Consider the following 18241-nt stretch of genomic DNA (forward strand, 5'->3'; position numbering starts at 1 on the left):
CCGCACCGGCCCCGACGTCCCCACCCGTCCGGGCCGCCCGGCGGAGCCCGAGGTCATGCCGTCCCCCACCCAGGAGCCCCCCCATGACTCTGCTCGGCACCTCCCGCACCAGGCGCTGGATCCCCGCCGCCACCGCAGCCCTCGCGCTCGCGGCCGGACTGCTGACGGTCGGCGCCCCCACCGCCTCCGCCGCGGGCCTCACCCAGATCAGCAGCTTCGGCAGCAACCCCGGCAACCTCGCGATGTACGCCTACGCGCCCGACGGCCTGCCCACCGGCCGCCCGCTGGTGGTCGCCCTGCACGGCTGCTCGCAGAGCGCCTCCGACTACCACGCCCACTCCGGCTGGGCGCAGTTCGCCGACCAGGACAAGTTCGCGGTGGTCTACCCGCAGACCGGCTCGTCCAACAACTCGCTCAGCTGCTTCCGCTGGTTCGACCCCGCGCAGAGCACCCGCGGCAAGGGCGAGGCGCTCTCGATCAAGCAGATGGTCGACAAGGCCGTCGCCCAGTACGGCAGCGACACCAGCCGGGTCTACGTCACCGGCCTGTCCGCGGGCGGCGGCCAGGCCGCCAACCTGCTCGCCGACTACCCGGACGTCTTCGCGGGCGGCTCCATCGCCTCCGGCCTGCCCGCGCAGTGCGCCACCAGCCAGAACGGCGCCAGCAGTTGCCAGTACGGCAGCATGAACCTCTCGGCCGCGCAGTGGGGCGACAAGGTCCGCAACTCGTACCCCGGCTACACCGGCCCCTACCCGCGGGTGGCGATCTGGCAGGGCAGCTCCGACTACACGGTCTACCCCGTCAACGGCACCGAGCTGCGCGACCAGTGGACCAACGCCTGGGGCCTCTCGCAGACCGCCTCCAGCACCCGGTCCCTCCCCGGCGGCACCACGCTGACCAGCTACGACGACGCCAACGGCCGGCCCGCCGTCCAGCTGTACTCGATCTCCGGCATGGGCCACGGCCTGGCCGTCGACCCGGGCTCCGGCACCGGCCAGTGCGGCTCCACCGGCTCGTACTACCTCGACACCATCTGCTCCAGCTACTACACCGCCGCGTTCTGGGGCCTCGATGGCTCCGGCGGGACCACCGCGCTCCCGGCCCCGACCGGTCTCGCCGTCAGCTCCACCACCGACACGACCGTGACGCTGGGGTGGTCGGCGGTCGGTGGGGCGGTCTCGTACGACGTGTACCGGGGCGGGGTGAAGGTCGGTGGTGCGGCGGGGACTTCGTACACCGACTCGGGGCTGAGCGCGGGCACCGGCTACTCGTACACGGTGGCGGCGGTCGACTCCTCCGGGACGGTCGGCGCGCGGTCCGCCGCCGTCACCGCCACCACCACCGCGGCGCCGTACACCCCGCAGTGCTTCACCGCCAGCAACTACGCCCAGGTCACCGCGGGCCGCGCCCACACCAGCGGCGGCTACACCTACGCCAACGGCTCCAACCAGAACATGGGCCTGTACAACCTGTTCGTCACCCACACCCTCAAGGAGACCGCGGACGGCTACTACGTGATCTCCGACAGCGGCTGCTGACCCCTCATCAGGCAGCCCCCGGCCCCGCCCCGTCCCCCCTCGGACGGGGCGGGGCCGGACCCACGGCTACCGGACGAGGACCGCGACGCCGGTCACCCGGTCCGCGGCGAGGTCCGCGAGCGCCGCGTCCGCGCGCCGCATCGGGTAGCGGTTGACCCGCACCACCGGCCGGACCCGGGCGGCCTCGGCCAGGAACGCGCGCCCGTCGGCGCGGGTGTTGGCGGTGACGCTGCGCAGCGTCCGTTCCTGGAAGAGGTGCTGCCGGTAGTTCAGGGCGGGCACGTCGGTGAGGTGGATGCCCGCCACCGCGAGGGTCCCGCCGCGGTCCAGCGCGGCCAGCGCGACCGGGACGAGTTCGCCCGCGGGGGCGAACAGGATCGCGGCGTCCAGCGGTTCGGGCGGCGGGTCGTACGAGTCGCCGACGAAGCCCGCGCCGAGCTCCCGCGCCAGGTCGCGGGCGGCCGCACCCCGGGTGAACACGGCCAGCCGGGCGCCCCGGGCCGCGGCGAGCTGGGCGGTCAGGTGCGCGGAGGCGCCGAAGCCGTAGAGGCCGAGCAGCCCGCCGTCGGGCAGGTCGGCCCGTTGCAGGGCCCGGTAGCCGATGATCCCGGCGCACAGCAGCGGCGCGAGCTCCTCGGCGGGCGGCCCCTCGGGCAGCAGGTAGGCGAAGCGGGCGTCGGCGGTCACGTACCGTGCGTAGCCGCCGTGCCGGTCCCAGCCGGTGTACGTGGAGGACGGGCACAGGTTCTCCCGCCCGCCGCGGCAGTACCGGCACCGTCCGCACACCCCCGCGAGCCAGGCCACCCCGGCCCGGTCGCCGACCGCGAAGTCCGTCACCCCCGCCCCGACCGCCGTCACCCGCCCCACCACCTCGTGGCCCGGCGTGCAGCGCGGCAGCCGCGGCGGGAGGTCGCCCTCGGCGAGGTGCAGGTCGGTGCGGCACACGCCGCACGCCTCCACCTCCACCAGGACCTCCCCCGGGCCCGGGGCGGACGGCGCACGTCGCTCCGGCACCAGCGGCCCGGGCCCGCCGTCCGCACCCACCGGGCCCGGGCGGGCCACCACCCAGGCGCCGTCCTCCGCGAAGGGGGGTTCCTCGTCGTCCATCGTGCGCTCCGTTCCACCGGCCCCTCCCACCAGCGTGCTCCCGTCCGTGCCCGGGGCCGAGCGGGGACGGTCGTCGCAGCGGCGGTCGGGCCGGTCGCCGGGCGGAGAAGGGCCGTTCGGACCATGTGCGGCCACCGCGCTCCCGGGAGGCTGGGAGCAGGGGGAGCATCGGCCGACCGGTGAGGAGGCGGACGCCGTGCGCGCACATCCGCGGCAACGGAAGAACCCGCTCAGGCGGGGCAGCGACCGCGTCCAGTGGTGGCTGTCCCGGCTCCTGCTGGCACTCGCGGTCGCGGGCCTCCCGGCGGCGCTCGCCGTCGGCCTGGCCGTCCAGCACGAGCAGGCCCGGATCGTCCGGGCCCAGGCCGCGGCCCGCCACCCGGTGACCGCGCGGCTCACCGAGGACGTCGCGGCCGGGCTCGACACCCCCACCGTCCCGGCCGCGGTCGAGTGGACCACCGACGGCACCCCGCACCGGGCCACCGTCCAGGTGGACTCCGGGCAGCACGCCGGTGCCGCGGTGCGGATCTGGCTGGACGCGAACGGCACGGTCGTCCACCGGCCCGCCGACGCGGGCCAGGCCACCGCGGCGGCCTGGACCGCCGCCCTGGTCACCGCCACCGCCCTGCCGCTCGCCGCCACCCTCACCTGGAAGGGCGCGCTGTACGTCCTCGACCGCCGCCGCTACGCCCGCTGGGACGCGGAGTGGCAGCAGGTCGAACCCCGCTGGACCCGCCGCCAGCCGAGCTGACGTGTCCCGTCGGAGCGCCCTGCCCGTGTCACCGGCCCGTTGTGCGCGAACGGGGACAGCGGGGCGGAAAGACCCCCGCACAGTGACGGGAGCCCCGGGTCCACCATGAGCGCACCCCCTTCGCACCGGGCCCGCCACGGAGCCCTCGGCTCCCCGCGCCCGCCCGTGGCGGCCCGGCTGTGGTCCGCCGCGGCCCTCCTGGTCGCCTGGGCCGGGGAGCCGGCCGTGCCGGCGGCCTGGTGGCAGGACACCATCCCCGGCGCGCTCCGGGGCAGCGGTGACGCGCTCGCCGCCGCCGGCCGGCTGTCCGGCCTGCCGGCCGCCTACCTCCTCCCGGTCCTGGTCGCGTTGACGGCGCGGATCCCGTGGCTGGAGAACCGGGTCGGGTCGGACGTGGTGGCCCGCCGGCACCGTGCGCTCGGCGAGTACACCGTGCTCCTCGCCGCGACGCACGCCGCGCCGGTGGTCCTCGGCCACGCCCGGCAGTCGGGGACGGGTCCGCTCGCCGAAGCGGGCACCGTCCTGCTCCACTCCCCGGACGTGCTGCTCGCCGCCACCTGCCTCGGCCCGCTCGTGCTCGTCGGGGCCCTCTCGGCGCGGGCCGTGCGCCGCAGACTGCGCTACGAGACCTGGTGCCACCTCCACCTGCTGGTCCACCCGGCCGCAGGGCTGGCGTTCGCGCACGAGTTCTCCGTCGGAGCGTCTCCGGCCGGAGACCTCACTGGACCCGGCCCCCCGGAGGGCAACCTCGGGCTGCTGGAGATCGCCGTCGCCAACCTGCTGACGAACGCCGTCAAGTACACCCCCGCCGCATGCCGAAGATCAACGCCGCCACCGTCGCCGAGCACCGTGCCCAGCAACGCGCCGCGCTGATCCGGGCCGCCGTCGACGTCCTCGTCGACCAGGGCGCCGCCGCCGTCACCCCGGCCGCGGTCGGCGCCCGCGCCGGGCTCGCCCGCTCCAGCTTCTACCAGTACTTCCCCTCCGCCGCGGCCCTGCTGGCCGCCGTCGTCGAGGAGGCGTTCACCGCCGCCGACACCGCCACCGCCGAGGCCCTCGCCGACGTCCACGACCCCGCCGCCCGCCTCGACGCCTTCGTCCGCACCGAACTCCTGCTCGCCGCCCGGGGTGCCCACCGCCCCGCCAAGGCGCTCCTGCAGGCCGACCTCCCGCCCGAGTGCCTGGCCCGCGTCCACGAACTCCACCACCGGCACCACGCCCCCCTCCAGGCCGCGGTCGCCGAACTGACCGGCGGAGTCGACGCCCCCGAACTGACCGCCCAACTCGTCGGCGGCACCGTCCAGGCCGCCATGACCGCCGTCGAACATGGCGCCGACCCCACCCGCGTCGCCGACCGCGCCCTCGCCCTCCTGCACCACGGCCTGACCCCGCCGGACGAGAGGGCCTAGGGCGGAGCCGCCCGGCAGGGCGGTGCGGGGAGGGTCACGGGCGGGCCGGGGCCGTGGTCGGTCGGGGCCCGTCCCGGTGTTCCGGCGCGTCCGGGCCCGGCTGCCCGTCGGCCGCCGCTGCGCGCGGGCGCCGACGGCGCAGGTCCGGCCGCTGCAGCAGGAGCAGCTGCACGAGCGCGCCGAGCGCCATGGCGGCCCAGATCCCCTCGACGCCGACCGCCCGGGCGAGCGCGAAGGCCGCGCCGAGCTGGACGCCGAGGCCGAGGAAGGTCGCGCCGACGACGCCCCGGCCCCGGCCGCTGCCCTGGTGGAACCCGCCCAGCGCGACGACCAGGGCGTACGGGAGCAGGTAGGGGCCGCACAGCCGCAGGAAGCCGACGGCCTGCGCCGCGACGGCGGGCTCGTCGGTGAACAGGGCGGTGACCGGCCCCGCGAGCGCGGCGCACAGCAGCGCGGCGGCGGTGCCCAGCGCCCCGGCGAGCAGCGCGGTGTCACGCCCGAGGGCCGGCAGCCGGCCGTGCTCGGCGGCGCCCGACAGGCGGGCCGCCTCGATGGCCGCGGCCTGGCGGACGGCGTAGAAGGCCATCGTCACGACCAGCAGCACCCGGTAGCCGATGCCGTACCCGGCGACGGCCGCCACGCCGAAGTCCGCGACGAGGGCCAGCTGCACCGTTCCGACCGCCATCCGGGAGGTGAAGTCGAGGCCGAACGGCAGCCCCTGGGCGAGCAGTCGCCGCGCCGTCCGGGCGGTGCCGCCGGGCGGGGCGGCCAGCCGGTGGCGCCGCCGCAGCACCGCGGTGACCGCGAGCGCGGCGGTGCGGGAGGCGACCAGTGCCAGCGCCGCCCCCTCGACGCCGAGCCCGGGGACGGGGCCGCAGCCGCGGATCAGCAGCGGGTCGAGCCCGAGCAGCAGCACGTTGGACAGCAGGGCGATCCGCATCGGGGTGCGGGTGTCGCCCGCGCCCTTGAAGAGGTCGTCCGCCACGCGCTGGGCGAAGTAGACGACGAACCCGGGGAAGGCGATCGCCAGGTAGCCCGCGGCGAGGGCGGCCGCCGGGCCGTTGAGGAACGTGCGGGCGAGCGGTTCGCGCAGCAGGTACCCCGCGGCGGCCAGGGCCGGGGCCGCCACGGCGCACAGCGTCCAGGCGGCGCGGGCGGTGCGTCCGGCCAGGTGTCCGTCGCGGGCCCCGAGCGCGTGGGAGAGCAGTTGGCTCGTTCCGGAACAGACCGTCAGGACCAGGCCCAGCAGCAGGTTCTCGACCGACCCGGCGAGCGTGACGGCCGCGACCGCCGGGCCGCCCAGCCCGGCCACCCAGAACGTGCTGATGATCGACGCGACCACGCCGGACAGCAGCTCGCCGTAGACCGGCCCCGCCAGTGCGGCCAGCCGCCGCAGGTGTCCGTTCCCCCGCACAACGCCCCCCTCGAACCCGCTACCTCTTGTCGTGCTACCTCGAATCGAGGTAGCACGACAAGAGGTAGCATCAATCGACCGGGTGCACAACACGGAAAGGCCGCACGCTTGTTGACCCTCACCGTCCTCGGCTTCCTGCACCAGCAACCCCTGCACGGCTACCAGCTCAAATCGCAGATCCAGCGCCTCACCGGGCACGTCCGGCCGGTCAGCGACGGCGCCCTCTACCCCGCGCTCACCCGGCTGGAGAAGGCCGGCCTGCTGCTGCGCCGCACCGAACCGGGCTCCGGGCCCGCCCCGCGCCAAGTCCTCGAACTCACCGACGCCGGCCGCGCCGAACTGCTCCGGCGCCTCGCCGAGCCGAGCGACGCCGAGATCAGCGACCAGATGCGGTTCTTCACCGTCGCCGCCTTCCTCGACCTCCTCCCCGACCCGGCCGCCCAGGCCGCGGTGCTCCGCCGCCGCCTGCACTTCCTGGAGACCCCCAGCAGCTTCTTCCACGACGCCGACGGCGCCCCGGTCACCGCCGAGGCCGAACCCAACCCGTTCCGCCGCGGCATGCTCCTCGTCGCCCGCGCCTCCAGCGCGGCCGAACGCGACTGGCTCACCGCCACCATCGACGCCCTCGAAGCCGCCCCCGGCCGGTCGGCCCACCCCGGCCGGTCGGCCCACCCCGGCCGGTCGGCCCACCCCGACCGCTCGCCCGATCCCGACCGCTCGCCCGACCGTTCGCCCAGCCGGGACCGGTGACCCCGGGCGGGCGCCGACCGCGCACCGCCCACCACGAGAGGACCACACCCGATGAGCCGCCTGATCCTGGCGATGCAGACCTCCATCGACGGTTTCGTCGACAGCAGCGTGCCCGGCGCCGCCTGGCAGCAGTGGAACTGGGGGCCCGACTGGCCCTGGAGCGCGGACCTGCGCGCCTCCTTCAACCAGCTGCTCGCCGGGGCCGCCGGACTGCTGCTGAGCCGCCCCATGGCGGACGACGGGTACCTGGCGCACTGGGCCCGGACGGCCGAACAGCACCCCGGCGACCCCGACTGGGAGTTCGCCCGCACCATCGGCTCGCTGCCCGTCCTCGTGGCGAGCCGCGCAGGACGGCCGGAGCGCGACTGGCCGCGCACCACCGTCCTCAACGGGGAGCTGCCCGACCTGGTCGCCCGGGCGAAGGCGGCGGTCGACGGCGACCTGGTCTGCTTCGGCGGCGCGGGCCTCGCCTCCGGCCTGCTCCGCGCTGACCTGCCCGACGAGCTCCGACTCTTCACCAACCCCGGCTTCGCCGGCACCGGCCGCACCGTCTTCGGCCCCTGGCTGGCCACCCGCACCTACCGCGCGGCCTCCGCCACCGCCCACGCCTGCGGCGTCGTCGAGACCCGCTGGACGCGGTGACACCGGCGCGAGCCGGGCCACCGGGCCGTCCGGCAACGCCCGGCTGCGGGCCGCTGGACCACCGCCGACCGCGGCGGTTCAGCGGCCCGCGGTGGGGCGCACGGTGTCGTCCTCGCGGTGGTCGAGCAGCACGGTGACGTCCACGACGCCGTCCACGCTGCGGCACAGGCGTTCCAGCACGTCGGCGAGGCTGCGCCGGTCCACCGTGCCGGTCAGGGTGACCCGGCCGTCCTCGACCGTGACGCCGAGGGCGTCCGGGGACAGGCCCACCGCCCGGTCGAGGACCTCGTGGCGGATCTCCTCGCGGATCGCCCGGTCCTGGCGCAGGAAGACCCGCAGCAGGTCGCCCCGGCTGACGATGCCGATCAGCCGCCCGGCCTCGTCGACGACGGGCAGGCGCTTGAGGTGCGCGTGCTGCATCCGGCGGGCGGCCTCGACGACCGTCCACTCGGGGCGGCAGCACAGCGCGGGCCGGCTCATCAGCTCGCCCGCCGTGGCGGCCCGGCTGCGGGCGGCCTGCTCGGGCGTCAGTCGGGGCGCGAGCAGCAGGCCGGACGGGTCCTCCCGGGCGCACTCGCCGAGCAGCAGGTCCGCCTCGGAGACGATCCCGACCGGCCGGTCCTCGGCGTCCAGCACGGGCACGGCCGTGATGTCGTGCTCCGTCAGCAGCCGGACGATCTCCTTGAAGCCCGTTGCGGGCCGCACGCTCACCACCGGACGGGTCATCAGCTGTCCCACGCTGCGGTGTCGCATCGTCGTTCCCCTTTCCTGGTTCCTGTCCGTGCGCGGTCGCCGGTCACGGCGCGTCGTGGCGGACCACGACGACCGGGCAGGGCGCGTGCTGGACGCAGTGCTGGCCGACCGAGCCCAGCAGCGCCCCGGTGAAGCCGCCGTGTCCGCGGCTGCCGACGACCAGCAGGTCGGCGCCGCGCGCCGCCGCCAGCAGGGCCGCGACCGCGCCGCCCTTGACCACCCGGGCGGCGACCCGGACCGGGTGCCCGGAGCCGGACACCTCGGCGACGGCGTTGTCGAGGACCTTGCGCGCGATGCCGGCCCCGAACTCCTCGTCGTCCGGGTGCCCGCTCCAGCCCGGCGCGGACGGGTGCAGCCAGGCGGTCACCGCCTCGACGTCCGCCCCGACCGCTTGCGCCTGGCCGACCGCCCAGCGCAGCGCGTCCACGGAGGCCGGGGACCCGTCCACCCCGACCACGATCCTCCGCGCTCCCGCGTCCTGTTCCCGCACGGCGTGCCTCCCCTGGTTCCCGTCCGTTCCCGGTGGTGACCCCACCCTCCTCCTCGCGGCGCCCGGCGGCGTAGGGCCGCTGGGGCCGACCCGGGGGACCATCGGGCCCTGCCGGGGCGGCCGCCGGGAGCAGCACCATGGCACCGCGGCGGGACACCGGGTCACCGCCGGAAGGGAGGGACCGACCATGACGCACGGCATCGTGACCGGGTTCGACGGATCGGCGCGCTCCGAGGCCGCGGTCGGCTGGGCCGCCGCGGAGGCGACCCTGCGGGGCGTGCCGCTGCGGATCGTGCACGCCTGGCCCTGGCTCGGCTCGGCCCGCAGCGACGGGCCCGCGGCGGCCCCCCACCAGGGCGCCCTGCGGGAGCTGGACGAGGTCACCGAGCGGCTGCGCGGCGTCCACCCCGGGCTGGACGTCGTCACCGAGGCGGTGGCCGACGACCCCGTCGACGCCCTGCTCGCCCGCGCCGCGGAGCACCGGCTCGTGGTGCTGGGCTCGCGCGGCCTCGGCGGTTTCGCCGGACTGCTGGTGGGCTCCGTCGGCCTGGCCGTCGCCGCCCGCAGCACCACCCCGGTGGTCCTGGTCCGGGACGGCGCGCCCGCCGTCCCCGCCGACGGTGCCGACCGCCCCGAGGTCGTCGCCGGGGTGGCGGGCGGGTCCTCCGCGGCGGTGCTGGAGTTCGCGTTCGCCGAGGCGGAGCGCCGCGGCGGCCGGGTGCGGGCGGTGCACGGCTGGGAGGCGGTCCCGTTCTGGACCGCGGCGGGCTGGGTGCCGCCGCAGGAGGACGTCGAACTCCGGGGCGCCGAGATCCGGGACGGACTGCTCAAGGTGCTCGCGCCCCTCCGGGCGGCGCACCCCGGCGTCGAAGCGGTGGTCGAGACCAGGACCGGGGGCGCCGCGCCCGCGCTGGTCGCCGCGTCCGCCCGGGCCGACCTGGTCGTGGTCGGCCGCCGCGAGCACCGCCTGGGCACCCGCCTCGGCGCGGTGGCCCACGCGGCGGTCCACCACTGCACGGCCCCGGTCGCCGTCGTCCCGCACGACTGACCGCCGCGCCCCGGCGCGGGCTCAGCCCTCGTCGCCGGACGGCGTGCTGGTGATCCGGCGCCCGCTGACGGACGTCGGCCGGATCCGGATCCAGAGCGTGCGCGGCCCGCCCGCCCAGGGCTGGACGGCCAGGTCGCGCAGCAGCCGCTGGAGGGTCTCGTGGTCCTCGATCCGCTCGGCGGTCCCGGTGATCAGCACGCTCCAGCCGGTGTGGCGGTGGTCGTCGATCCGGTCGACCTCGAAGGACACCGCGGTGCCGGGCGCCGCGGCGGCGGCTCCGCCCTCGTGGGTGCGGTAGACGACGGCGCCGCGGTCGACGGTGTAGTTGACCGGGAAGACGGCGGGTTCCGGGTCGCCGGGCAGGGCGATCCGGCCCACGCCCCGGGCGTCGACCTTCTCCCAGCACTCCTCCTCGGTGAGGCGGACCAGTACCGGCCGGGGCGCGGGGGAGCCCTGCCCCGGGGGCCGGTCGGGGAGGCCCTCGACGAGCTCGCGGTAGGTGAGGCCGAGGGCGGCGGCGATCCGCAGGAAGCCGTTGGGGTCGAAGCCGGGCCCGGCGGTGGTCAGGAACTCCAGGTACGGGCGGGACATGCCGGCCTCGCGGGCCAGTGCGCCGGGGCCGAGGCCGAGCACGGCCCGGCGGTCGGCGATCCGGCGGGCGATCGCGTCCGCGGTCTCCGGGTCGGTGTACGGCTGCATGAGCACGGGGCCCACCTCCTGGGTCAGGTCCGGAACAGGGCGACCTTGAGCGCCCCGGTGTCGGCGGCGTCGGCGAACACGTCGTACGCCTCCTGCATCTCGCCGAGGCCGAACCGGTGGGTGACCAGTCCGGCCGCGTCGAGCCGCTTCGCGGCGAGCAGGTCGAGCAGCAGCGGCGTGCTGCTGGTGTCGACCAGGCCGGTGGTGACGGTGACGTCCTTGATCCACAGGTCCTCCAGGTGCAGTACGGCGGGCCTGCCGTGCACCCCGACGTTGGCGACCCGCCCGCCGGGGCGCACCACCCGGGTGCACAGCTCGAAGGTGTCCGGGACGCCGACCGCCTCGATCGCCACGTCGACGCCCAGCCCGTCCGGGCCCAGCACGCGCAGCGCGCCCTCGGTGCCGCCGTCGCCGCGCAGCACCTCGTCGGCCCCGGCCCGCTCGGCGGCCTCCAGCCGGTTCGCGGCCAGGTCGACGGCGACGATCCGGCGCGGGCTGTACAGGCGGGCGGTGGCGATCGCCGCCAGGCCGATCGGTCCGGCGCCGACCACCGCCACCGTGTCACCGGGGCCCACCCGGCCGTTGCGCACCCCGACCTCGAAGGCGGTGGGCAGGATGTCGGCGAACAGCAGCGCGGTCTCGTCGTCGACGGTGTCGGGCAGCCGGTGCAGCGAGTTGTCGGCGAACGGGGTCCGCACGTACTCGGCCTGGGTGCCGTCGACCAGGTGCCCGAGCACCCACCCGCCGCCGCCCGTGCACTGCCCGTACATGCTCCGGCGGCAGTACGCGCAGCGGCCGCAGGCCGAGATGCACGACACCAGGACCCGGTCGCCGGTCGCCACGGTGCGCACCGCGCTGCCGGTCTCGACCACCGTGCCGACGGCCTCGTGGCCCAGCACCCGGCCCTCGGTGACCTCGGGGACGTCGCCCTTCAGGATGTGCAGGTCGGTGCCGCAGACGGTGACGGCGTCCACCCGGACGACCGCGTCCTCCGGGTCGCGCAGCACCGGGAACGGGACCTCGCCCCAGGTGCGGCGGCCGGGCCCGTGGTAGGTCAGTGCCAGCATCGCTCTCACATCCTCGTGTCGGTCGCGGGCGTTCCCACCTCCAGCCTCCCCGCGGCCCGGGCCGCGGCCATGGGCCTGCCAGGGCCCGCCGCGGGGCCGACCGGCCCCATCCGACGGTGCTTCCCGGACGGCGGCCCCGGTGCGGCGCGCCTACGCTGGAAGGCGCCGTCACCGAGCCCGGAGGATCGCGGTGGGCAGCGCAGAAGAGAGCCCGACCCCGTTGCCGCAGCTCAAGCTGGACGACCTGCTGGACGAGTTGCAGAGCCGTCTGGACGCCGCGCGCGGCACCCGCGACCGGGTGCACAGCCTGCTGGAGGCCGTCCTGGCGGTCGGCCGCGACCTCGACCTGACCCAGGTGCTGCGACACATCGTCGAGGCCGCGGTGACCCTCGTCGACGCCGAGTACGGAGCGCTCGGCGTGGTCGGAGAGGACCGCAGACTGTCGCAGTTCGTCCCGGTCGGCCTGACCGAGGAGCAGGCCCGCCGGATCGGCCCGCTGCCCTCCGGGCACGGCCTCCTCGGCGAACTGATCCGCCACCCGCGGCCGCTGCGGCTCGCCCGGCTCGCCGACCACCCCGCCTCCTACGGCTTCCCGCCGCACCACCCGCCGATGAACAGCTTCCTCGGGGTGCCGATCCGGATCCGCGGCAAGGTGTTCGGCAACCTCTACCTCACCGAGAAGCGCGGCGCGGAGGAGTTCGACGCCGAGGACGAGTCGGTGCTGGAGACGCTCGCCGTCGCGGCCGGCGTTGCCATCGAGAACGCCCGGCTGTACGCCCGGGCCCGGTTGCGCGAGCAGTGGCTCGCGGCCGGGGCCGCCGTCACCAACAGCCTGCTGTCGGGCAGCGCCGAGCAGGAGGTGCTGGACCTGCTGGTGGCCCGCGCCGCCGCGATCGCCCGCGCCGACCTCGCGGTGGTCGCCCTGCCGCTGCCCGGCAGCGGCGAACTGGAGGTGCGGATCGCGGTCGGCCACGGCGCCCGCGAGCACCAGGGCCTGGTGCTCCCGCTGGAGGGCTCCTTCATGGGCGCGGCCGCCCGCACCGGCACCCCGGTCACCAGTGCCGACGTCCAGCACGACCCGCGGATCACCGCCGGACCGCCCCGCTGGGAGGGTCTGGGCCCGGCCGTCGCGGTGCCCATCGGCACCGCCGACCTCGGCGTGCGCGGCGTGCTGATGCTGGCCCGCAAGGCCGGGTCGCCGCTCTTCGAACCGGACGAGTCCACGCCCCTGACGGCTTTCGCCGGGCAGGCCGCCCTTGCCATGGAACTCGCCGAGCGCCGCCGCGACTCCGAACAGGTCGCCCTGCTCCAGGAACGCGACCGGATCGCCCGCGACCTGCACGACCTGGCCATCCAGCGGCTGTTCGCGGTCGGCATGACCCTGCAGGGCGCCACCCGGTTCATCGACCACCCCCAGGCCCGGGACCGGGTCCTGCGGGCCATCGACGAACTCGACGAGACCGCCAGGACCATCCGCGCCACCATCTTCGGGCTGCGGGCCCGCGACGCCGGACCGGCCGCCCACGGCCTGCGCGCCGCCGTGGTCGAGTCCGTCGAACGGGCCACCGGGCTGCTCGGCTTCGCCCCCGCCCTGCGGATGACCGGCCTGCTGGACGTCGGCGTGCCCGGGCCGGTCGCCGACGAGGTCGCCGCCGTCCTCCAGGAGGCGCTGTCCAACGCGGCCAAGCACGCCAAGGCGAGCGCCGTCGAGGTGGCGGTCGAGACGGGCGAGGGGCACCTGACGGTCACCGTGACCGACGACGGCGTGGGCCTGCCCGCGGGCGGTCGGCGCAGCGGGCTGGCGAACCTGGCCGAGCGGGCCGCCGCGCTGGGCGGCGAGTTCCGGGCGCGGGCCCGCAGCACCGGCGGCACCGAACTGGTCTGGCAGGTCCCGCTGCCCGGCGACTGACCGCCCGGCGGGTGCACCGGTCCGTCAGCCGTCGATCACCTCGGCGGCCGACAGCCGCGGGGTCGGTGCCCCCTCCGGGCCGTAGCCGAAGCGGACCAGCATCTGCACGAACGCGGGCCCGCGCCGGACGTCCCGGGCCGCCCAGCGCAGGAACGGCCACTCCATCGCCTGGTGCAGCAGCGAGGCCCGCACGCCGTGCACCGTCGCCGCCAGCAGCACGTGCTCCAGCGCCAACCCGGCCCGCAGCCAGTCCTCCGGCCCGTCCCCGCGGGTCAGCAGGACGGCGATCCGCGGGTGCGCCTCGAAGCGCACCGGCGCGAGGTGCCGCTCCGGGGCGAGCGCCCCGAAGTCCCGCACCGGCAGGCGGCCGCCCGCGTCCTGCGGGCCCAGCGCGGCGGCCGGGATGCCGAGCGGCCGCGGCTCGGCCCCCTGCAGCCAGCGGCGGCTCTCGGCCCGCTGGGCGGGGTCGACGGTGTTGCGGCGCTCGGCCTCGGCGGTCAGCCGCAGCAGCCGCGCCGTCTCCTCCTCGTCGGGCAGCAGCAGCTCCGCGTCCTCCGCCCGGGCCGCCTCCGCGAACCCGGCGAGCACCCCCTCGGGCACCGGCGGCCCGGTGAACGGCGAGCGGGCCGAGTGCCGCCGCCAGATCGCGTCGTACAGCGCGTCGACGGCCGGGAGGCGGCAGGGCGCGGGCTCCTCCAGCCGCACCCCGGCCAGCAGCCCGGGCTCCGCCGGATCGGGCAGCAGCCGCACCTCGGGGGCCCAGCCGAGATGGCGGGCGGCGGTGCGCAGGTTGAGCACCGCCGCCCCCACCGAGACGTGCAGCGCCCGGCCCCGCGGGTCGGTGGCCGGCAGGGCGCGCTCGGTGGCGGCCCGCACCTCCAGCACGGAGGTCTCCGGCACCAGCCGGAAGCGCCACGGCTGGGTGTTGTGGACGGACGGCGCCGCGACCGCCGCGGAGACCAGGGTCTCCAGGGCGCCGGCGTCCAGCACCGGGGCGCTCACGGCGTCCACCCCGCCCCGCCCGCCCCCGGCCCCGCCGCCCCGCGCAGCGCCTCCAGGCGCAGGCGGTACTCCTCGGGGTCGATCTCGCCGCGGGCCAGGCGCTCGGCGAGCACCTGTTCGGGCCCGGGCCGCTGCTCGGGCCCCGGCCGCTGCTGCTCGGGCGGCCGCTGCTGCGTCGCACGCCCCGCGTAGCGGAACAGCACCACCGCCGCGGCGACCAGCAGGCCGAGGAACAGCAGGGTGGTGAACAGCATCAGGCCGGCGCCCCAGCCGTTCATCCCGTGGTCGTCCCAGTACATCATCACGGCCTCCCGGGCCGGTGGGCGCCGGGGCGGCGCCCCTCACCGTCCACGGTGCGCCGGGGCGGCGGCGCCGCGCATGGGCCGGACGGCCCCGTCGGCGGTGCCGGTCGGGTTCAGCGCTCCCGGGCCGGGCGGTGCTCGTCCTCGGCGTGCGCGGCCAGCACCGCGGCCTGCAGGCGGCGCTCCACGCCCAGCTTGCCGAGCAGCCGGGAGATGTGGTTCTTGACGGTCTTCTCCGACAGGTACAGCTCGTGCCCGATCTCCCGGTTGGTCCTCCCCTCGCCGATCAGCGCCAGGATCTCCCGCTCGCGCGGGGTCAGCCGGGCCAGCGCCGCCTCCGTACCGCTCTCCTCGTGGTGGCGCAGGCTCTCCATCAGCTTGCGGGTGGTGGCCGGGTCGAGCATCGACTGCCCGGCGGCCACCGTGCGCACCGCGGTGACCAGGTCGGCGCCCTTGACCTGCTTGAGCACGTACCCGGCGGCCCCGGCCATGATCGCGTCCAGCAGGGCGTCGTCGTCGTCGAAGGAGGTGAGCACCAGGCAGGCCAGCTCCGGCATCCGGTCCCGCAGCTCCCGGCACACCGTCACGCCGTCGCCGTCCGGCAGCCGCACGTCCAGCAGCGCCACCCGGGGCCGCAGGGCGGGGACGCGCGCCAGCGCCTGCGCGCAGCTGCCCGCCTCGCCGACCACCTCGATGTCCGGCTCGGCCTCCAGCAGGTCCCGCACCCCGCGGCGGACCACCTCGTGGTCGTCGAGCAGGAACACCGTCACGCGCTGCCCGGCGCCGCCGGGCTCGGTCTCGTCCATGAGGGCTCCCCGGGACGTCGGATCGGTCCCCTCCGATTCTGCCCGCCGCCCGGCCGTCCGGCGCGGCACCGGGGCGGCGCGCACACTGGAACCCGGAGCCGCACGACAGGAGACGGACCGTGGACCACCACCCCCCGTCCCGGCGCGACGGGCCGGAGCCCGACCCGTGGACCCTGCGCTGGAGCGGGTACGAGCCCGCCGAGGAGGGGCTGCGCGAGGCCCTGTGCACCGTCGGCAACGGTTACCTGGCCACCCGGGGCGCCGCGCCCGAGGCGGCCGCGGACGGCGTCCACTACCCCGGCACCTACCTGGCGGGCTGCTACGACCGCACCGGGTCCGTGGTGGGCGGACGCATGTTCGCCCACGAGGACCTGGTCAACTGCCCGAACTGGCTGCCCGTCACCTTCCGCCGCGCGGGCGGCGAGTGGTTCACCGGACCGCCCGAGCAGCAGGAACTCGACCTCGACCTGCGCCGCGGCGTCCTCACCCGCCGTGCCCTGTGCGTCGACGCCGGGGGCCGGCGCACCCGGCTGCTCCAGCGCCGGATCGCCAGCCAGGCCCGGCCGCACCTCGCCGCGCTGGAGACCGTCCTCACCCCCGAGGACTGGTCCGGCCCGCTGGAGGTCCGCTCCGCCCTCGACGGCACCGTCACCAACAGCGGCGTGCCCCGCTACGCCGGGCTGACCGCCCGCCACCTGACCCCGCTGGGCCAGGGCACCGAACCGGACGGCACGCTCTGGCTGCAGACGGCCACCGGCGCGGGCCGCCGCATCGCCCTCGCCGCCCGCCACCGGCTGCACCCCGCCGCGGACGCGTCCGACGGCGACACCCGGCCGGGCCTGGCCGGGTGCACCTTCCGGCTGGACGCCGCCGCCGGGGTGCCCGTCACCCTCGACAAGACCGTCGCCGTCCACACCTCGCACGATCCGGCCACCGGCGACCCGCTCGACGCCGCCCGTCAACTGGCCGCCACCGCACCCGACTTCACCACCCTGCTGGACGAACACGCCCTGCGCTGGGAACAGTTGTGGCGCCGCTGCCGGATCGACGCCGACTTCCCCGGTCTCGGCCCGCTGCACCTCTCGCTGTTCCACCTGCTGCAGACCTGCTCCGAGCACTCCGCCGACCTGGACGTCGGCATCCCGGCCCGCGGCCTGCACGGCGAGGCCTACCGGGGCCACGTCTTCTGGGACGAGCTGTTCGTCCTGCGCCTGCTCGACCTGCGCTTCCCCGAACTCGCCCGCGCCGCCCTGCGCTACCGCCACCGGCGCCTGGACGCCGCCCGCCGCGCCGCCCGTGCCGAGGGCCTCCGCGGCGCGAGCTACCCGTGGCAGAGCGCGGGCGACGGCCAGGAGCAGTCCGCCCGGGTCCACCTCAACCCGCTCTCCGGCCGCTGGCTGCCCGACCACAGCCACCTGCAGCGGCACGTCGGCTCCGCCGTCGCCTACAACGTCTGGCAGTACTACCAGGCCACCGGCGACCGGGACTTCCTCGCCGAGGCGGGCACCGAGATCCTGGTGGAGACCGCCCGCTACTGGGCCTCGGCCGCCGAGTACGCGCCCGCCCGGCAGCGCTGGTCGATCCGCGGCGTGCTCGGGCCGGACGAGTACCACGACGCCTACCCCTGGGCCGACCGTCCGGGGCTGGACGACAACGCCTACACCAACGTGCTCGCCTCCTGGGTGCTCGCCCGCGCCGCCGACGCCCTCGACCTCCTCCCCGCCCGCCGCCGCGCCGAACTCGCCGAACGCCTCGCCCTGGACGCCGCCGAACCCGACCGCTGGCAGGAGATCGGCCGCCACCTGCACGTGCCCTTCCACGACGGGGTGATCAGCCAGTTCGACGGCTACGAGCGCCTCGCCGAACTCGACTGGGACGCCTACCGCCGCCGCCACCCCGACCTGCGCCGCCTCGACCGGATCCTGGAGGCCGAGGGCGACAGCGCCAACCGCTACCGGGTCTCCAAGCAGGCCGACGCCCTGATGCTCTGGTACCTGTTCTCCGCCCGCGAGGTGCGCGACCTGCTGCGCCGCCTCGGCCACCCCGCCGGCCACGAACTGATGCGCCGCACCGCCTCCTACTACCTGCCCCGCACCGTCCACGGCTCCACCCTCAGCTCCGTCGTGCACGCCTGGGTGCTGACCCGCTGCGACCGCCGCTCCTCCTGGCGGCACTTCCGCGACGCGCTCACCGCCGACCTGCACGACGCCCAGGGCGGCACCACCCGCGAGGGCGTCCACCTCGGGGCGATGGCCGGTGCCGTCGACCTGCTGCAGCGCTGCTACACCGGCCTGGAACTGCGCGAGGACGCCCTGTGGCTGGACCCCCGGCTGCCCTCCGCGCTCGGCTCCCTCACCATGGACCTGCGCTACCGCGGCCACTGGGGCGTGCGGATCGCCGTCGACCGGAAGAACGTGACCGTCGCCCTCGACCCGGACCACCAGGAGCCCGTCACCGTGCACCTGCGCGGCACCACCGCCCGGGTGGGCCCCGGCGGGAGCCGCACCTTCGCGCTCTGACCGGGACGGGCCCGGTGTCCCGCCCGGTGGGGCCG

Annotated in this window: 18 protein-coding genes; 9 read left to right on the top strand and 9 right to left on the bottom strand. The window is 76.7% G+C overall.

The genetic code is table 11. The features are described from left to right. Positions 1-83: 83 nt before the first annotated feature. Entirely contained in the window at positions 84-1538 is a 1455-nt protein-coding gene (locus QSK52_RS31960) for an extracellular catalytic domain type 1 short-chain-length polyhydroxyalkanoate depolymerase (protein WP_285739724.1), read from the top strand. 66 nt (positions 1539-1604) lie between these two features. On the opposite strand, the gene QSK52_RS31965 is transcribed toward QSK52_RS31960, so the two are convergent. Beyond that, positions 1605-2645, bottom strand: a complete 1041-nt coding sequence (locus QSK52_RS31965; protein WP_285739725.1) for a zinc-binding alcohol dehydrogenase family protein — start codon at positions 2643-2645, stop codon at positions 1605-1607. A gap of 196 nt (positions 2646-2841) precedes the next feature. On the opposite strand from QSK52_RS31965, the gene QSK52_RS31970 reads away from it, so the two are divergent. The 3 genes from QSK52_RS31970 to QSK52_RS31980 all read left to right on the top strand — a co-directional run bounded on the left by QSK52_RS31970 (position 2842) and on the right by QSK52_RS31980 (position 4805). After that, on the top strand, positions 2842-3396 hold the full coding sequence (locus QSK52_RS31970) for an Rv1733c family protein (protein ID WP_285739726.1): 555 nt from the start codon (positions 2842-2844) through the stop codon (positions 3394-3396). Between the two features lie 105 nt (positions 3397-3501). After that, positions 3502-4269 (top strand): ferric reductase-like transmembrane domain-containing protein, encoded by a 768-nt coding sequence (locus tag QSK52_RS31975; RefSeq protein ID WP_285739727.1) that lies wholly within the window; start codon positions 3502-3504, stop codon positions 4267-4269. Beyond that, on the top strand, positions 4209-4805 hold the full coding sequence (locus QSK52_RS31980; protein ID WP_285739728.1) for a TetR/AcrR family transcriptional regulator: 597 nt from the start codon (positions 4209-4211) through the stop codon (positions 4803-4805). Before QSK52_RS31975 ends, QSK52_RS31980 begins: the two co-directional genes overlap by 61 nt. Before the next feature lie 34 nt (positions 4806-4839). On the opposite strand, the gene QSK52_RS31985 is transcribed toward QSK52_RS31980, so the two are convergent. Next, positions 4840-6219 carry an MATE family efflux transporter gene (locus QSK52_RS31985; RefSeq protein WP_285739729.1) on the bottom strand — a complete coding sequence of 460 codons (1380 nt, stop codon included), beginning with the start codon at positions 6217-6219 and terminating at the stop codon, positions 4840-4842. A 111-nt stretch (positions 6220-6330) separates the two neighbouring features. On the opposite strand from QSK52_RS31985, the gene QSK52_RS31990 reads away from it, so the two are divergent. Both QSK52_RS31990 and QSK52_RS31995 read left to right on the top strand, forming a co-directional pair. After that, positions 6331-6969: a PadR family transcriptional regulator gene (locus tag QSK52_RS31990; RefSeq protein WP_352230336.1), complete on the top strand. Its 639-nt coding sequence runs from the start codon at positions 6331-6333 to the stop codon at positions 6967-6969. A 51-nt stretch (positions 6970-7020) separates the two neighbouring features. Further along, positions 7021-7611: a dihydrofolate reductase family protein gene (locus QSK52_RS31995; protein ID WP_285739731.1), complete on the top strand. Its 591-nt coding sequence runs from the start codon at positions 7021-7023 to the stop codon at positions 7609-7611. Positions 7612-7689: 78 nt separating this feature from the next. Here QSK52_RS31995 and QSK52_RS32000 read toward each other — a convergent pair whose 3' ends face one another. Both QSK52_RS32000 and QSK52_RS32005 read right to left on the bottom strand, forming a co-directional pair. Then, on the bottom strand, positions 7690-8364 hold the full coding sequence (locus QSK52_RS32000) for a CBS domain-containing protein (RefSeq protein ID WP_285739732.1): 675 nt from the start codon (positions 8362-8364) through the stop codon (positions 7690-7692). Between the two features lie 43 nt (positions 8365-8407). Next, entirely contained in the window at positions 8408-8824 is a 417-nt protein-coding gene (locus tag QSK52_RS32005; protein WP_285739757.1) for a universal stress protein, read from the bottom strand. 217 nt (positions 8825-9041) lie between these two features. Here QSK52_RS32005 and QSK52_RS32010 point away from each other — a divergent pair, with 217 nt between their 5' ends. Continuing rightward, positions 9042-9902 carry a universal stress protein gene (locus tag QSK52_RS32010; RefSeq protein WP_285739733.1) on the top strand — a complete coding sequence of 287 codons (861 nt, stop codon included), beginning with the start codon at positions 9042-9044 and terminating at the stop codon, positions 9900-9902. A 21-nt stretch (positions 9903-9923) separates the two neighbouring features. On the opposite strand, the gene QSK52_RS32015 is transcribed toward QSK52_RS32010, so the two are convergent. Both QSK52_RS32015 and QSK52_RS32020 read right to left on the bottom strand, forming a co-directional pair. Further along, a complete protein-coding gene (locus QSK52_RS32015) occupies positions 9924-10601 on the bottom strand; it encodes a helix-turn-helix domain-containing protein (protein WP_285739758.1) in 678 nt (225 codons plus the stop codon). A gap of 23 nt (positions 10602-10624) precedes the next feature. Next, on the bottom strand, positions 10625-11668 hold the full coding sequence (locus QSK52_RS32020) for a zinc-dependent alcohol dehydrogenase family protein (protein WP_285739734.1): 1044 nt from the start codon (positions 11666-11668) through the stop codon (positions 10625-10627). A 190-nt stretch (positions 11669-11858) separates the two neighbouring features. On the opposite strand from QSK52_RS32020, the gene QSK52_RS32025 reads away from it, so the two are divergent. Beyond that, positions 11859-13577 (top strand): sensor histidine kinase, encoded by a 1719-nt coding sequence (locus QSK52_RS32025; protein WP_285739735.1) that lies wholly within the window; start codon positions 11859-11861, stop codon positions 13575-13577. Positions 13578-13601: 24 nt separating this feature from the next. Here the strand turns inward: QSK52_RS32025 and QSK52_RS32030 are convergent, their stop codons facing one another. The 3 genes from QSK52_RS32030 to QSK52_RS32040 form a co-directional block, all read right to left on the bottom strand. Further along, positions 13602-14579, bottom strand: a complete 978-nt coding sequence (locus tag QSK52_RS32030; RefSeq protein ID WP_285739736.1) for an Acg family FMN-binding oxidoreductase — start codon at positions 14577-14579, stop codon at positions 13602-13604. Continuing rightward, positions 14576-14881 (bottom strand): SHOCT domain-containing protein, encoded by a 306-nt coding sequence (locus QSK52_RS32035; protein WP_285739737.1) that lies wholly within the window; start codon positions 14879-14881, stop codon positions 14576-14578. Before QSK52_RS32035 ends, QSK52_RS32030 begins: the two co-directional genes overlap by 4 nt. Before the next feature lie 113 nt (positions 14882-14994). Next, positions 14995-15687, bottom strand: a complete 693-nt coding sequence (locus tag QSK52_RS32040) for a response regulator (protein WP_285739738.1) — start codon at positions 15685-15687, stop codon at positions 14995-14997. Positions 15688-15806: 119 nt separating this feature from the next. On the opposite strand from QSK52_RS32040, the gene QSK52_RS32045 reads away from it, so the two are divergent. Continuing rightward, positions 15807-18206: a glycoside hydrolase family 65 protein gene (locus QSK52_RS32045; protein WP_285739739.1), complete on the top strand. Its 2400-nt coding sequence runs from the start codon at positions 15807-15809 to the stop codon at positions 18204-18206. Positions 18207-18241: the final 35 nt, after the last annotated feature.

Source organism: Kitasatospora phosalacinea (genome assembly GCF_030268885.1).
Taxonomy (GTDB): Bacteria; Actinomycetota; Actinomycetes; order Streptomycetales; family Streptomycetaceae; genus Kitasatospora; species Kitasatospora phosalacinea_C.

What these genes read in the sequence shown, in the direction of transcription:
- QSK52_RS31960 (WP_285739724.1), top strand. Translation starts at nt 84, where the DNA reads ATGACTCTGCTCGGCACCTCCCGCACCAGGCGCTGGATCCCCGCCGCC.
- QSK52_RS31965 (WP_285739725.1), bottom strand. Translation starts at nt 2,645, where the DNA reads ATGGACGACGAGGAACCCCCCTTCGCGGAGGACGGCGCCTGGGTGGTG.
- QSK52_RS31975 (WP_285739727.1), top strand. Translation starts at nt 3,502, where the DNA reads ATGAGCGCACCCCCTTCGCACCGGGCCCGCCACGGAGCCCTCGGCTCC.
- QSK52_RS31980 (WP_285739728.1), top strand. Translation starts at nt 4,209, where the DNA reads ATGCCGAAGATCAACGCCGCCACCGTCGCCGAGCACCGTGCCCAGCAA.
- QSK52_RS31995 (WP_285739731.1), top strand. Translation starts at nt 7,021, where the DNA reads ATGAGCCGCCTGATCCTGGCGATGCAGACCTCCATCGACGGTTTCGTC.
- QSK52_RS32000 (WP_285739732.1), bottom strand. Translation starts at nt 8,364, where the DNA reads ATGCGACACCGCAGCGTGGGACAGCTGATGACCCGTCCGGTGGTGAGC.
- QSK52_RS32010 (WP_285739733.1), top strand. Translation starts at nt 9,042, where the DNA reads ATGACGCACGGCATCGTGACCGGGTTCGACGGATCGGCGCGCTCCGAG.
- QSK52_RS32015 (WP_285739758.1), bottom strand. Translation starts at nt 10,601, where the DNA reads ATGCAGCCGTACACCGACCCGGAGACCGCGGACGCGATCGCCCGCCGG.
- QSK52_RS32020 (WP_285739734.1), bottom strand. Translation starts at nt 11,668, where the DNA reads ATGCTGGCACTGACCTACCACGGGCCCGGCCGCCGCACCTGGGGCGAG.
- QSK52_RS32035 (WP_285739737.1), bottom strand. Translation starts at nt 14,881, where the DNA reads ATGATGTACTGGGACGACCACGGGATGAACGGCTGGGGCGCCGGCCTG.
- QSK52_RS32040 (WP_285739738.1), bottom strand. Translation starts at nt 15,687, where the DNA reads ATGGACGAGACCGAGCCCGGCGGCGCCGGGCAGCGCGTGACGGTGTTC.